The organism is Psychrobacter sp. VH5, assembly GCF_050572635.1.
In the GTDB taxonomy this organism is placed as follows: domain Bacteria; phylum Pseudomonadota; class Gammaproteobacteria; order Pseudomonadales; family Moraxellaceae; genus Psychrobacter; species Psychrobacter celer.
The window spans coordinates 1103168-1115332 of record NZ_CP192145.1 but is presented as its reverse complement, the minus strand read 5'-3'; the positions used below and the strand labels follow the sequence as shown (position 1 = coordinate 1115332).

The 12165-nt window shown below is 46.7% G+C and carries 11 protein-coding genes, 2 tRNA genes and 2 pseudogenes; 4 read left to right on the top strand and 11 right to left on the bottom strand.

The features are described from left to right. Nucleotides 1-56 precede the first annotated feature (56 nt). Both ACNFVB_RS04785 and ACNFVB_RS04780 read left to right on the top strand, forming a co-directional pair. Nucleotides 57-132, top strand: a tRNA-Val gene (locus ACNFVB_RS04785). Nucleotides 133-182: 50 nt separating this feature from the next. Continuing rightward, nucleotides 183-259, top strand: a tRNA-Asp gene (locus ACNFVB_RS04780). A gap of 184 nt (nt 260-443) precedes the next feature. Here ACNFVB_RS04780 and modB read toward each other — a convergent pair. From modB to surE, 10 genes and pseudogenes are all read right to left on the bottom strand, one after another. Further along, nucleotides 444-1145, bottom strand: coding sequence for a molybdate ABC transporter permease subunit (gene modB / locus ACNFVB_RS04775; protein ID WP_430738253.1), 702 nt, complete (start codon nt 1143-1145; stop codon nt 444-446). A gap of 57 nt (nt 1146-1202) precedes the next feature. Continuing rightward, entirely contained in the window at nt 1203-2054 is an 852-nt protein-coding gene (gene modA, locus ACNFVB_RS04770; protein WP_430738252.1) for a molybdate ABC transporter substrate-binding protein, read from the bottom strand. Further along, complete coding sequence (locus ACNFVB_RS04765; RefSeq protein ID WP_430738472.1) at nt 2047-2511, bottom strand: molybdenum cofactor biosynthesis protein MoaE; 465 nt, start codon at nt 2509-2511, stop codon at nt 2047-2049. Before ACNFVB_RS04765 ends, modA begins: the two co-directional genes overlap by 8 nt. Nucleotides 2512-2619: 108 nt before the next feature. Next, the gene (gene mobA / locus ACNFVB_RS04760) at nt 2620-3396 is read right to left on the bottom strand and encodes a molybdenum cofactor guanylyltransferase (protein ID WP_430738251.1); all 777 of its coding nucleotides are present in this window, start codon (nt 3394-3396) and stop codon (nt 2620-2622) included. Continuing rightward, nucleotides 3389-3658: pseudogene (locus tag ACNFVB_RS04755) on the bottom strand (molybdopterin-binding protein); the annotation flags it as partial. The gene mobA and the pseudogene ACNFVB_RS04755, both read right to left, overlap by 8 nt. 157 nt (nt 3659-3815) lie before the next feature. Next, nucleotides 3816-3929 (bottom strand): annotated as a pseudogene (locus ACNFVB_RS04750) (GTP 3',8-cyclase MoaA); the annotation flags it as partial. Nucleotides 3930-3996: 67 nt separating this feature from the next. Then, on the bottom strand, nt 3997-5301 hold the full coding sequence (locus tag ACNFVB_RS04745) for a molybdopterin molybdotransferase MoeA (RefSeq protein WP_430738250.1): 1305 nt from the start codon (nt 5299-5301) through the stop codon (nt 3997-3999). Between the two features lie 516 nt (nt 5302-5817). Further along, a complete protein-coding gene (locus ACNFVB_RS04740) occupies nt 5818-7122 on the bottom strand; it encodes a lytic murein transglycosylase (protein WP_289056598.1) in 1305 nt (434 codons plus the stop codon). A 219-nt stretch (nt 7123-7341) separates the two neighbouring features. Then, nucleotides 7342-8142, bottom strand: a complete 801-nt coding sequence (locus ACNFVB_RS04735; RefSeq protein ID WP_430738249.1) for a peptidoglycan DD-metalloendopeptidase family protein — start codon at nt 8140-8142, stop codon at nt 7342-7344. A gap of 163 nt (nt 8143-8305) precedes the next feature. Beyond that, nucleotides 8306-9202, bottom strand: a complete 897-nt coding sequence (gene surE / locus ACNFVB_RS04730) for a 5'/3'-nucleotidase SurE (protein ID WP_430738248.1) — start codon at nt 9200-9202, stop codon at nt 8306-8308. A gap of 651 nt (nt 9203-9853) precedes the next feature. Between surE and ACNFVB_RS04725 the strand changes: the two genes are divergently transcribed. Then, on the top strand, nt 9854-10288 hold the full coding sequence (locus ACNFVB_RS04725) for an MCR_0457 family protein (RefSeq protein ID WP_075101516.1): 435 nt from the start codon (nt 9854-9856) through the stop codon (nt 10286-10288). Nucleotides 10289-10333: 45 nt separating this feature from the next. Here the strand turns inward: ACNFVB_RS04725 and ACNFVB_RS04720 are convergent, their stop codons facing one another. Next, the gene (locus ACNFVB_RS04720) at nt 10334-10525 is read right to left on the bottom strand and encodes a hypothetical protein (protein ID WP_430738247.1); all 192 of its coding nucleotides are present in this window, start codon (nt 10523-10525) and stop codon (nt 10334-10336) included. Between the two features lie 349 nt (nt 10526-10874). Here ACNFVB_RS04720 and ACNFVB_RS04715 point away from each other — a divergent pair, with 349 nt between their 5' ends. Next, nucleotides 10875-12041: a D-alanyl-D-alanine carboxypeptidase family protein gene (locus tag ACNFVB_RS04715; protein ID WP_430738246.1), complete on the top strand. Its 1167-nt coding sequence runs from the start codon at nt 10875-10877 to the stop codon at nt 12039-12041. Nucleotides 12042-12165: the final 124 nt, after the last annotated feature.

The following is a 12165-nucleotide window of genomic DNA, read 5'->3' as shown; positions in this document are numbered from 1 at the left end:
ATCAAAATATTGTTTGACAGCCATATCTAAATCTATATAATACACACCCACAGAGCGGGTGATTAGCTCAGTTGGTAGAGCGTCTGCCTTACACGCAGAATGTCGGCGGTTCGAATCCGTCATCACCCACCACTTATTAGCAAGTGGGCCTTTTATAAAGGCAAGATGCTAAGACGACCTAAGCAGCGGTAGTTCAGTTGGTTAGAATACCGGCCTGTCACGCCGGGGGTCGCGGGTTCGAGTCCCGTCCGCTGCGCCATATTTAAAACGAATTTAGACTGTAAAGTTTATACAAGTTTCGCCTCAAACATTAGATTGTTTGAGGTTTTTTTGTGTCTGCGTTTTTTGTCTATGTTCCTTCTAATATAATTACCTCTCGATAAGCATCTATTTTGTATTCGCAATAGTTATAATCATCCAACGGGCGTGCAGGTATTTTAGTACTATGGACGCTGACTCATGCGACTCACACTCGCAATAAGCGCCACCATCATCATACCCATCATAATCAAAACGCCTGACATCATATGCGCGGCGTCATAATTGAGCGCTTCGACTTGCTCATATATAGCGATAGACACTACTTTGGTCTCACCAGAGATACTGCCGCCTATCATAAGCACCACGCCAAACTCGCCAATGGTATGAGCAAAGCTGATTAAACTACCCAAAATAATACCAACCTTAGCTTGTGGGAGCGCAACCGTCAGCAGACGCCTTAGGCGGCTTGGCTCGAGTAATTGTGCCATCTCCATCACGCTCTTTGGAATACGCAAAAACTGCGCATAAACCGGCTGAATATAAAACGGCAGGGAATAAATAATAGAGCCAATAACCAAGCCCTCAAAGGTAAAAATAAGCGGGCTAATATTGTGCTCACGAAGATAGTGACCGATACCAGCGCTAGGACTGAGCAAAAGCAGTAAGTAAAACCCAATCACAGTGGGCGGTAAGACCAGCGGCATAGCGATAAGACCCATCAGCACTACCTTTACCCGTGCAATGATACGTCCACGACTGGGCTTGGCTAGCCAATAGGCCACAGGAGTGGCAAAAAACAGTAGACACAAAGTGGTGGCGGTGGCGAGCTTAAGACTGACTAAGAAAGGCGCGAGCATGTCTGACATTAGCGATGAATCTATCATGATGTCATTTCTCATGGCTCATTGTATTCACAAAGGTTTATTGTATCTAAGAGATTGCTATTGCACGGTTAAATACCCTGCTTGTAAGAAGTATCGCTGCCCCTCGGCTGAACGCAAATAGTTCGTAAAATCTATGTTAGCAGGTTTATCACTAATGATAATACCATCTTGCAAAATAGCCGGATAAGACTCAGGCGCTAAGGTAATAAATTGCTCAGGTTTCGCATTGATAGCGCTAATTTGTGATTGCGCGACAAAGCCATAATCGACACTGCCTGTATACGCATATTGAAAGGCTTGCCCGATGTTTTCTGCTTGTATTATGCGTTTTTGCTGCACTAAAGGGTCATATAACTTTTGCGCCTGCAAGTAAGACTGTGCCGACGCGCCATAAGGTGCAAGCTCAGGACTGGCAATAGCAATCTTGCTACTGCTGGCGCTTATCAACATATCACTCAGCACTTTTGGACTGAATTCATCCAAAGGTTTGTTGACGCTATATAGCGCCAGCTGACCTTGCGTATAGGTAAAAGGTTGATGCGTCGTACTATCTTTGGGAATCTTATCAGCAAGCTTAGCAGGGAACTCTTGATTGGCTGATAAAAACACATCATAAGGCGCGCCTGCTATTATTTGCGCATACAACTTGCCAGATGACGCGTAAGTAACGTCAATATCTAAGTCACTTTTGTCAGAGATGCTATCAGAAACCCTATGATCCACCTGATAACTGTCAATAATGCTGGGTAAGACATCAGATAAGTTGGCTGCCGCAGCGATACGTAATGTTTGGTGCTCAGCACTTGTCGCAGCTGCCGATTCTGTATTCGTACTGTTATCTGCTGTACAAGCACTTAATGCCAATAGCAAACACGCAGAGGTACTAATAGTAGCTAGAGGACTACCCATTGTTGCTCAGCCATTTAGAGGGCGCATCCTCGTAATACTCTTGCTTCCACACAGGAATATCGGCCTTAATGGCATCGAGTATCCAGCGACACGCATCAAATGCTGGATAGCGATGCGCCGACACCACTCCCACCCACACAGCCACGTCACCAATTTCTAACGCTCCAATGCGGTGTATCGCTATGGCATGAGTGATCTCAAAACGCTTTTTGGCTTCCTCTATAATGGCGCGGCCTTGGTTGATTGCTAAGTCTTCATAACCGTAATAAGTAAGTCGATCAACGCTCGTGGCATTATTATGATTACGCACTCGCCCTTCAAAGCAAACAAACGCACCGCAGCTGTCATTGTCCAACCCGCGTTTCAATCTATCCTCGTCTATGGCGATATCTAACAATGCAAAGCCATCACGCTGTGCAATGGCATAGACCTCATCAACGCTGCGTTTGATGGTCATAGAATGGCTGTGGACGTTGTCTATCATATGTTATCTCTACTCATGGTTTCTACTTACTATCTCTACCCCCTTGCCTAGCCGCCTGCGACTGGGGTGATAAATACCACGCTATAGAGTGCTTAGCAAGTGGCAGGCGCGCTCAAATTCCGTAGGCGTATTAAAGTTGGTCAAATACTGCCAACTGTTTGGAAAGAATGCCGCTTGTAAATAAGGTGTGATAAAGGGCATAACTCGCCGCGCGCCATTATCGATATAGGCCTTTAAATCAGGCTCAAGGCTTAATGGATAAAGCCCTAACAGCGGATATAAGTGACTGTCATCAGCTAAGCAAATCACCTTTTTATCAGCTGCTTGGTTTTTGGTTGTTTGAGTCGCTATCGGCTGCAACTTTTGCCATAAGTCGGTGGCTGGTATCAGACTATCACAGCTAATCACCAATAACCATAATGACTGGTTTTCTGTTAACGCATTTAATGATTGAGACTTTATTACCGTTTGCAAAGCCGACTCGATAGCGACCAATGCGCCGCCTGTCTTGATCTTATCATCAATCCTTTTATCAACCTTCTCATTTTGGTTTTTATCTTGACTATCAGCGCTAGCATAATCAGCAATGTGCATGATAGCGGCTTGCGGCTGGCTAGATTTGAGTGCTGAATCAACGTCAAACCCGCGACCATTATCAGCAATCATAATAGGGATGCTTTTATTGTTACCAGTATCAAACGTAGCCAAATTCAGCGTGTGTCTGACGTGATAATCCAGCAGACGCTCACCTGTCGGCAACCTAAGCTGGGCTTTTGCCGCGCCCATCCGTGTAGACGCGCCGCCTGCCAAAATGACCACGCCTGCCAAATGAGCCGAGTCTTTTATAACGTCAGTCATGTGAATTATGAGTCGGGTTTTGTGCCATAAAATGCGGTACAAAGTTGCACGGACGCGTACGGCTATCGAGCTGCTCTTTTAAGATACTCTCCCACCCTGTACGGCACGCGCCCGATGAGCCTGGCAAACAAAAAATACCGGTATGATTTGCCATGCCTGCAACGGCGCGCGACTGCACGGTTGACATGCCAATCTCCTCTTTTGAGATCAGACGGAACATCTCACCAAAACCATCGATCGATTTATCAAATAAGACCTTCACCGTACTGACCCGAAGTATCTTCTGCCAGCGTACGACTGTCAGAAACCGTTCAAATAGCAATATTAAGCGGTATAAAATGGGCGGCAGGCTTACTGATAAAAACTCCTTCACATACAGATTTAAATAATCAAAAAAGTGACAACTGACTTACCCACCGATAATCGATAATACTATCCGAATGCGCATGCTGGGCAAAAAACAGATCGCTGTTGTCGCTTGTCTGCATGAATTCTATAAAGCGATAAGTGATGGGTCGGTCTTTGATATAGTCGGTTGAGCACGGCCGATGCTAAGCTTGTCATCATTCATAATTTACTGCCAATTGCGATTTATACGTCTCATCTATCCGTCTGATGGAGCCAAGGAAAAGGTTGCACCGTGACTCTACTACCTGCTGCGACATCACCACTGTCTTTGTCCAACACGACAAAGCAGTTGGAGAGGCTAAGCTGTTTGATTCTATGCGACTGCTGCCTGGCAAAACACTCCACTTCATACTCGCCTGCAGCGTTTTGCGTCAATACGCCGCGCTGAAAATCTTTGCGACCGACTGATTTTTTGATGTCGTTTGTTAGTTTAGCCTTGATATGTATTTGCATCGGCTGCTCAGATACGCGCGCGCCTGACAATTGCCATAGTGCCGGTAGCACAAACTGTAGCGTACCAACGACTGTCGATAAGGGGTTACCAGGTAAGCCAAAGTACAGTACTGGTTTATCCAAATCTTTAGCAAGCTCCCCAAACACGAAAGGCTTACCAGGCTTCATTGCCACTTTGTAATGGTTGATTTGCCCGAGCTGCTCGATGACGGTAGTCAAAAAATCATAATCACCCACCGACACGCCAGCAGTCGAGATTAGCACATCACAGTCTTGCATAGCCTTATTAATAGCAGTCGTGGTCTTATCCAAATCATCAGGGATAATGCCGTAGTCGCGAATGGTAATCGGCAAACCAGCCAGCAAAGTCTTTAACGTTGGGGTGTTGGAGTTGTATATTTGCGCTAGACTTGTCAGCTCATCACCGACAGCCACCAGCTCATCGCCCGTTGCCAGTAGCCCGACGATAAGCGGCGCAAAGACGCTGACTTGGCTGATACCTAAGCTTGCAAGTAGGCTAATATCAGCAGGGTTTATGCGCTTACCGACTGTCAATACCGCTTCACCTGCCTCTATCTCTTCGCCTTGCCGGCGAATATTGCTATCCACTTTGGCCGCTTGGGTCAGTGTTACCCGATAAGGCTTTGCTTTGTCGATTGTGTCTTTTATTTTTGCAAAGTTGGTGTTTTCTTGCATGATGACAGTATCGCAGCTATCAGGCACCACCGCCCCTGTAAAAATCCGTACGCCCTGCCCTGCTACAAGCCGATCTGTATAAGCGCTGCCCGCTTGTGACTCACCGATGATCTCGATAGTGCTATTTGCCGATAGTTCGCTGCCTTGCGCGATAGCATAACCATCCATCGACGATAGGTTTTGTCTGGGTATATCAAAAGGCGAGGCGATATCTTGCGCCAGTATCTGATTGCCGCTGTCTTGCAAAGCGCACGTCCTAACAGCTCTTTGCCTTAGAGAAAAATCATTATTATTGTAATCTTCTACGCGCGCTTTTATCGCTAACTGCAAGGCTTCCATGGTAATCATAAAAGGGTACTCTTCTTTTTTTGACGGCTATTAAATCGCTCAATGAGCAGCTATTTTTCTCGCGTATCAGATTGACTATAGCTGATATAGCAATCCTAGATTAGCGCAAAAAAAGCACCTAATAAGGTGCTTTTTGTTGTAGTTGTTAACAGCTTACTGTAGAGCCTAGCAAGAACGTGAGCAAAATGCCTTCTTTAACAGCTTAATATTAGGGCGTGTTGAACATTCAACCATGGCACTAACAGAGACTATTTTTTAGACGATTCGAAGGTAAAAATAGTAAGCTTAGTCGCTCTAAGCGTCTATTTTTACCAATGAAGCGGCAAAAAAGAGTCCTGTCCCTACGGCTGATGCTAAAATTGCGCCATACTGCGTTGCAAATCTAGCTAAGGCATCTGCATTATCGTCGCTTTGCGCCTTGTCTGGAACAATTTTAGCGATCAGCAGTGCCTATTTGTGAATGTTCAACACGCCCTAATAGCCAACCAGATGACACAGCCAGTTTAACAGCCTAGCTCACCATGAGGCTAGGCTTGCAGCACTGCGCTGAGTAATAAAGCCATCTGGCGTCTGGCCATTATCTGCTTGCCAACGCTGAAACGCCCTACGCGTATTGGTGCCTACGATACCGTCAGCACCTTTGGTATCGTAACCCATGCTGGTCAGGCGCTGCTGGAGATTGCGTACTTGCACAGTCGATAATGGGCGCTCATAACGTGGCCATGATTTATATAGACCGCCTTGCCCTGCCAGCGCTTTGCCCAACAAGCTGACCCCTAGGGCATAGCTTGATGAATTATTATAGACTTTGATCACATCAAAATTGGGACTGAGCAGCAGTGCAGGACCATCTTTGCCAGCCGGTAGCCACAACTCCATCTGGGTATTGGCATCCAAAGACACATCATCGATGGTATCGATACCAAGCGCCGCCCATCTGGCCGCCGACTGTTTGCTGCCAACAACGGCATAATCAAAAGATGCAGGAATCCTCACTTCATAAAAAGGCGCTAAGCCGCGTACCCAGCCTGAGTTACTCAGATAATTGGCAGTAGACGCCAATGCATCTCCCGTTGCCCAAGGGTTGCGGTGACCATCACCATCGCCATCTACCCCTTGTTTGAGCCAAGTATCAGGGATGAATTGGGTTTGCCCCATACCGCCCGCCCAAGAGCCATCAAGCTGTGACCATGACACATCGCCGCGCTGCAATAACGAAGCAAGCGACAACAACTGAGTTTCGGCAAACTCTTGGCGACGACCGTCATAGGCAAGGCTGGCAAGCGAGCTTGGAATGCTACTGTTGCCCGTCACCGCGCCATACGAAGACTCCATCCCCCATATTGCCGCGATGATTTCGGCATTGACGCCATACTGCGACTGTAACTGGGACAAAAACGCCCGCTGCTCTGCAAACTTACGCTTACCTGTGCTGACTCTGCCGTCTGATACCGCCGAATCCACATACTCCCACGGCATTTTAGAAAACTCAGGCTGCCCTGAGTCTAAAGAGATGACTTGCTGATTGAGATACGCCAAATCTAGCAGGCGGCGGATGGTCTGTGCATCATGACCTGACGCCATGGCGCGCATAGAAAAATCCGACTTCCAGTCAGAAAAACTGCCATAGCTTGGTTTTGCGACTGGCTGGGGTTTGACAGCAGGCTTGGGGGTCGGCTTGACCTGAATGGTCTGAGTTTGAGTAATCTGCACGTTAGCCTGACGCACAGGTTTGCTAGGTTTTTGCATCGCTTGCTGGCTGGTACAGCCCACCATGACTAGCGCTGGGAAAAGAGCAATATAGTGTTTTTTTAAAATCATAAGAAGTCTCAGGTGTGAATAAGTACTATCGGTAAGCCATACCGTTGCCAAAAATCAGAGTAATAGACATAGAGTAACTATATACCACTCATCAACATATCGCTCATCAGTCGTTTATCATCTTTTTAGGGCTTGGGATAACTTAGCAAATAAAAACCAGCAGCGGTAGAGCAGCAATGCTAGGCCGTGCTGCACAATCAATCATGGCACTGACAAAGACTAGCGTCCCAATACTGCCCGTGGATCAATAGGGTTGCCACTTAAGCGTACTTGAAACTCCAGGCCCACTTGATTGGTTTGGCCACTACTCCCCATATTGGCAATACGTTGGCCTCGCTGCACCGCGTCCCCTTCTTTCACCAAAAGCTGGCTATTATGAGCGTAGGCGGTGATATAGTTGTCACTATGACGAATCATGATCAGATTGCCATATTCAGGCAGACCGTTACCTGCATATAGCACTGTCCCTGATTGGCTCGCCAGTACAGGGTCGCCGATATTACCAGCAAACCACATGCCCATCGTGCCAGCCGCCGCATCAAAGTTACGTGTCACTTGGTTGCGGCTCGGGTACTCATAGCCTGACGTGGCGTTTGCCGTGACTTCATAGACAGGGCTGGTGTTAGTAGGTGTGCTGGTGACAGGCGGGTTGTAAGTAGGCTGTGGCCGTGTCTGAGCAGGCGCGTTATAGCGATTGTTATTGGCAGCATTTGGCTGTCCTTGCCAGAGCTTTAGCCATTGGCCACTATAGATGGTGTATTTGCTATCTAAGCCATTGATCGCGCCAATTTGACGATAATTTAGGCGATAACGGGCGGCGATTTGGCTGACGGTATCACCGCGCTGGACCAGATGGTAGTTAGGAACCCCTTGTGCGTTGGTGATGATCTTGGGCGCAGCTTGGTTTGCTGTCTGATAAGTAGGTTTGGTGGCACAGCCTACCATCGTTAGCGCAGCGGCGGCCATGCTACCAATCAACACCGACGTTGCAAGGTGCGATCCTGTGTTAAGCTTTTTCATACAAGGTTCCTATTCTTTCTCTCACTCATCAGTTTTTGTCTCATTGAGTGGTTTGTGTGCCACTCATACGTATTATGCTTTTTGGGTCATCTATCCTATGACCACAGACCTCAGCTGTCTATGATTTGTGCTATTACTCTTGCCTTTATCGCCTCAATTATCTTCATAAGGCCAAATTCGACAACGTCTCTAACGCAGCTTTTGGCGCATGGTGTAATCGCACAGGCGATAGGCTGATATAGTTTTCGGCCACGGCTTTATCGTCGGTCATCACACCTGCCACCTCATAGGTTTGCTGGTATAAGGGGTTAAGCGCCTGACGATCTAGTAATCGGGTAGTTTCGTCACCTTCCTCATCATGTAGCGCTGATGCGGCGTGGGCGTTTTTGCGTTTGCGTAACGACAGCCAATACGCATCTCGCCCGCGTGGATCTACCATATGATGGACGGGGCGCGCAATCTGAGCATGGCCAAGCGTGGTGATTTTTCGGCCTTTTATCTCAGCACTACTGTGCACATCAGGAATATTAACGTTTAATACGTGATAGGGCAAACTTTTACACGTCGACAAAATAGCGGTCTCACGAATGAGCTTGGCAATCTCCTCAGCAGCCACTTTATAGTGACTGGCATCCTCTTGCCCTCGTCGTTTGCCTGCCTTTTTTCCTTTGACACCGCCACCTACCAAAGAAGTGGCAATCGCGGGTATACCAAAAATCTGAGCGGTCAATGCCGCGCCAAAGGTACCAGAAAACAAGACATCTTGTCCCAAATTGGCGCCTGAATTGATGCCGGTGACGATACAATCAAAGTCCGTATCACGGTACAGCTCGTGCAATGCCAGATAAATACAGTCGGCAGGAGAGCCATTGACAGCGACAAAACCTGACGGCAACTGATGAGCATACAGCGGCTTTGAGACACTAAGCGAGCTTGCGCAGCCACTTTGCTCTTCGCTTGGGGCGACGACGACTACCTCACCGATGGTCGATAGTGCCTGAGCCAATGCCAATAGTCCTGGCGCGTGTACGCCATCATCATTGCTAAGTAAAAATCTCATATTTTCTCGTTGTTTTTGTCTTTGACCGTTTGTCTACTTTTCAGTCTTTTTGTCATAATATTGCTATACTCGGCGCAGCATTGCCTAGATGATAGGCCATCATGAAAACGGTTGATTGGTAAAATTTATCGCCCAATGATACCTTATTCCTTATACTTATAAATTGTGCTAACTCACTACCCATGGTAAAGATCATCAGCGCGCCCTACTGGTATCGTAAGTAAAAGCGCAAAAAAGCAAAAGGGCAAAAATAAATGGCGATTATACCCCAATCATACACTGACGCACACATAGCAGACCAAACCATAGATGCAATAGATACAAATATGAAGGCTCACAGCCTACAGTATTCAAGGCTTTACAGCTTTAGCAGAATTATCCTGAACTATTTATGGCAGAGCGTCATACCGACAGTACAGATTAAATGATAAGCAAAAACTTGCCATTAGGTTACAATAGGCAACAACGCACTACAATACAAACTTATACTTTTAGGCGGACGTAACTTAGCTGACGATGCTGCTGATATGTTGCTGCAAGATGGCTTTGGCTCACAATATATCTACACATAAATCAATATTTTATGTGACTTTTGTTTTTTTACCCATTAACATATGACCATTAAATAAAGATAAGCGAGTGTAATACAGAATGAAAAATCAATCGATATTATCTATAGCTTCTGTGCTAGCGAAGACCGCATCCAAGGTAGGTCTTGCAGGACTGATAACGTCTGTTGCCATGCTGTCTCAAGCCTCCTATGCGGCAAACAATGCTGCGACGACCATTCCTTTAGACATGTCTGGCATCAACATCACCAAGCATGAAATCGCTGTGATGCAAGTGCTTTCAGAGATTTGTCCGCCGATGCTAAACGGTAAGCAAAAACAGCGCTTTTATAAGTCTTATAACGTGCAGTTGCACGAGCTGATGCCGTCACTAGAAGACCCCAAAGCGGCGATTCAATACCTATCAACGCAGCAAGACTATCGCCAAATTCTCCAAGGCATTCGTAGCTGGACGATGGGGTTTTCTAAGCAAGACAACCGAGCGCTGTGCGAAGATTTGGCCAATGCTGAATACTAGTACCCCCTCATCACCACTTATGATAAGCATAATAAGACAGACGATTTAAAAAAATAAACAAAAACGTGCCACTGTGCTTTTGACGCCAAAATAACATTGATCATCAACGACAATAAAAAACGACACAAGCGGGCGTCCATAGCGAGACAAAGCGTCAAGATTTTTAATGTCTTTAATATTTTTCTGACGAGTGATAGATGACATAAAAGCTTGCTGTATTGCCAGAAGATGGGCCATGCAGCAGGCTTTTTTGCAACCGAAGATCGCGCTGGGTTTGTTTTTTAAGATACCTTATAGATAGGTGAAGATAGCCTGAGTTACGTGATAAACGCGATAAGCGGACATAGATACAAGCAGGGCTTTTTATTTTTGGTGGTGCCTTATTTTTTGCAGTTATCGATTCCCCATCGGTTATCATTTTGCTAAGATAAGGCGTTAATTTTATGTCTGTCGCACCATCGTCACTGCCATCATTAATCCCTTGTTTTTGAATATAATATTTAAGACATACGAAAAAAATGACCGAGGTTTGGGGCGAGTCGCAAGCGGCAGATACCTTTGGTTTTATGATGCGGTGTAACGATATATGACAGTAAAGCGTGTAAAAAATCAGCTGGTACAGCTGGTCGTTGGTGTAAGTGTTTCTATGAGTGCGATGATGGCAAACGCCGCCATTCAGCCACCCGAGATGGACAATACCGCCTATGTATTAATGGACTACAACACTGGTGAAATCTTGGCACAAAAAAACGCCAATGAAGCGCTACCGCCAGCATCTTTGACAAAAATGATGACCAGCTACATCATCGAGCAGCGCCTCGCCTCAGGCGACCTAAAAGAAGACGATCAAGTGCTGATGAGCCCAAATGCGTGGTGCCGCGGCAGTAGCAGTCAGTCTTGTATGTACGTCCCTGTCAATAAAACCGCCAGTGTCCTCGACATGCTGCGCGGCATCATCATTCAATCCGGTAATGATGCTTCAAAAGCCATGGCAGAGCATATTGCTGGTAGCGAAGCCTCGTTTGCCATCCTGATGAATGAGCAAGCAGAAAAACTGGGCATGGAAAACACCCATTTTGTCAACTCGACAGGTATGCCTGACGAAGGCCATAAAGCTTCAGCGCTGGACTTGGCCAAGCTATCGCGTGCCATCATCAAAAACAGCGGCGACTACTATGGCTTGTATGCCGAAAAAGAGTTTACCTACAATGGCATCACACAAGGCAACCGCAACGCCCTACTAGCGACTGATCCCACGGTCGACGGTCTAAAAACAGGACATACAGACGCTGCAGGCTACTGCTTGGCCGCCTCGAGCAAACGTGATGGCATGCGTCTGATTTCTGTGATCATGGGCACCGAAAGCCCGCAAGCCCGTGCCGACCAGTCGCGCGAGCTACTTAACTGGGGTTTTGGTCACTTTACCACCGTCACCAAAGCACCTGCTGGGCAGTTTGTCAGTAAGGTACCAGTCTGGTTTGGCGAGACCGACGAAATTGAGCTGGTCACAGGCGATAACTTGCAAATACTGACCAGTAAGACGCAAAAAAACAAAATAACCACCGTGGTCGATATTCCCGAAAGCTTAGAAGCCCCCATCAAAAAAGGACAAAACATCGGTAAAATGATGGCGGTCATCGACGGCAAAGCAGTGGCATCTGTGCCTGTTATTGCCACCAGTGACATCGAACAATCAGGATTTTTGAGCCGCACTTGGCAGCGTGTGGTTCGCTGGGTACAAAGCTTTTTTTAAGCACTTGGCATAACTTATATACAAAAAAAGACGCTCATCTACCGGAGCGTCTTTTTTTGTTTGCATAAAATCAAGGCTTGTAGTATCACACTCATCTCGCCATGTCTGTAGTTAATCCCACCAT

Coding starts and splice junctions, on each gene's coding strand:
- ACNFVB_RS04745 (WP_430738250.1), bottom strand. CDS start 5,301: ATGATTACCATGGAAGCCTTGCAGTTAGCGATAAAAGCGCGCGTAGAA.
- ACNFVB_RS04725 (WP_075101516.1), top strand. CDS start 9,854: ATGAAAAATCAATCGATATTATCTATAGCTTCTGTGCTAGCGAAGACC.
- ACNFVB_RS04720 (WP_430738247.1), bottom strand. CDS start 10,525: ATGGCCCATCTTCTGGCAATACAGCAAGCTTTTATGTCATCTATCACT.
- ACNFVB_RS04765 (WP_430738472.1), bottom strand. CDS start 2,511: ATGACCATCAAACGCAGCGTTGATGAGGTCTATGCCATTGCACAGCGT.
- ACNFVB_RS04715 (WP_430738246.1), top strand. CDS start 10,875: ATGACAGTAAAGCGTGTAAAAAATCAGCTGGTACAGCTGGTCGTTGGT.
- modB (WP_430738253.1), bottom strand. CDS start 1,145: ATGATAGATTCATCGCTAATGTCAGACATGCTCGCGCCTTTCTTAGTC.
- mobA (WP_430738251.1), bottom strand. CDS start 3,396: ATGACTGACGTTATAAAAGACTCGGCTCATTTGGCAGGCGTGGTCATT.
- modA (WP_430738252.1), bottom strand. CDS start 2,054: ATGGGTAGTCCTCTAGCTACTATTAGTACCTCTGCGTGTTTGCTATTG.
- surE (WP_430738248.1), bottom strand. CDS start 9,202: ATGAGATTTTTACTTAGCAATGATGATGGCGTACACGCGCCAGGACTA.
- ACNFVB_RS04740 (WP_289056598.1), bottom strand. CDS start 7,122: ATGATTTTAAAAAAACACTATATTGCTCTTTTCCCAGCGCTAGTCATG.
- ACNFVB_RS04735 (WP_430738249.1), bottom strand. CDS start 8,142: ATGAAAAAGCTTAACACAGGATCGCACCTTGCAACGTCGGTGTTGATT.